The organism is Pseudonocardia pini (genome assembly GCF_013870575.1).
In the GTDB taxonomy this organism is placed as follows: Bacteria; Actinomycetota; Actinomycetes; order Mycobacteriales; family Pseudonocardiaceae; genus Pseudonocardia; species Pseudonocardia pini.
In genome coordinates, this window is the sequence record NZ_JACBXB010001154.1 from 1 (window position 1) to 1230 (window position 1230).

Sequence of the window (1230 nt, forward strand, 5' to 3'; positions counted from 1 at the left end):
GTCGGTGCACTGTCAGTGGAGGAGCGTGACCCGGCCGAGTCAGCTGCCGAGCTGCGGGCCGCCGCCGAGACGGACGCCGCGGGCATCCGGGCCCGCGCGGGCGAGGAGATCTCCGCCCAGCGCGCCACGGCCGAGCAGAGCCTGCGTGGGGACGTCGGCACCCTCTCCACCGAGCTGGCCGAGAAGATCCTGGGCGGCTCGCTGTCCGCGGGCTCGTCGAGCACGGTCCAGGGCTACCTCGCCGAGCTCGACGGGGCGCGCCGCAACTAGTTCCCGAGCGTCAGCGGCCGGTTCGGCGCGGCGGTGCCCTTCCCGAGGATCCGCAGCGCGAACCTCCCGCGATCACCCGATCATGCCCCCGTCACGGGTTCCGGAGGCGGGCGAGGGAGCGGGTCAGCCATTCGGCCATGAGCGCACGCTCGGCGTCGGTCAGCGCGGGTAGGTCGGCCAGCACGGTCAGGAACGTGACGGCGGCGGTCGCCACCCCGTCGTCCCGCGCCGGTGCCGTCGTGGTCAGCAGGCCGGTGCAGACGGCGTCGAACAGCGCGTCGGCCAGGCCGGGATCACGCTCCCCGGGCGGCGTCGCGAGGAGCGCGAAGACGGTCCCCGTCCCGGCGGCGTGGATCATGTCGAGCGCCCGCTGCTCGTCGACGCGCAGGAGCCCGGCGGCCGCGAGCCGCCGGATGCGCCGCCGGAGCACGTCGATGCCCGCCGCCGTGGCAGGCGAGGGCCGGGGCGAGGTGTGCAGCAGCCGGAAGAGGTCCGGGTTGGCGACCCCGAACTCGATGTGGACCCGCCAGCCCGCGCGGAGCTCGGCGACCGGGTCGTCCGCGGCCTCGGTCGTCTTGGTGGCCACGTAGGTCGCCATGACGTGCTCGGCGACGGCGTCGATCAGCCCGTCCTTGTCGCCGAACAGGCGGTAGATGGTGGGGGCCTGCACCCCGGCCGCCTCGGCCACGGCGCGCGTGGTGACGGCGCGGACCCCCTGCTCCTGCAGCAGTCGGGCCGCGGCGTCGATGATGTCCGTCCGCACGGATCAACGATAACAGCAGGGCCATATCACCGATAATATCCGTGATAGCGTCATGTTGTTATCAACGGAAACGCGGGAGGTCGTCATGATCGTCGTCACCGGTGCCACCGGAAGGCTCGGGTCGCGGATCGTCGAGTGCCTGCTCGACCGGGGCCCCGCGGAGACCGTCGGGGTCAGCGTGCGGGACGTCGCACAGG

At 73.2% G+C, this 1230-nt stretch carries 2 protein-coding genes; one reads left to right on the forward strand and one right to left on the reverse strand.

What is annotated here, in order from left to right:
* Nucleotides 1–270: F0F1 ATP synthase subunit B family protein (locus H5J29_RS33380; RefSeq protein ID WP_246394608.1), on the forward strand; the 270-nt coding region annotated here is incomplete at its 5' end.
* Nucleotides 271–361: 91 nt separating this feature from the next.
* Here H5J29_RS33380 and H5J29_RS33385 read toward each other — a convergent pair.
* Nucleotides 362–1033: a TetR/AcrR family transcriptional regulator gene (locus tag H5J29_RS33385; RefSeq protein ID WP_181784865.1), complete on the reverse strand. Its 672-nt coding sequence runs from the start codon at nucleotides 1031–1033 to the stop codon at nucleotides 362–364.
* Nucleotides 1034–1230 lie beyond the last annotated feature (197 nt).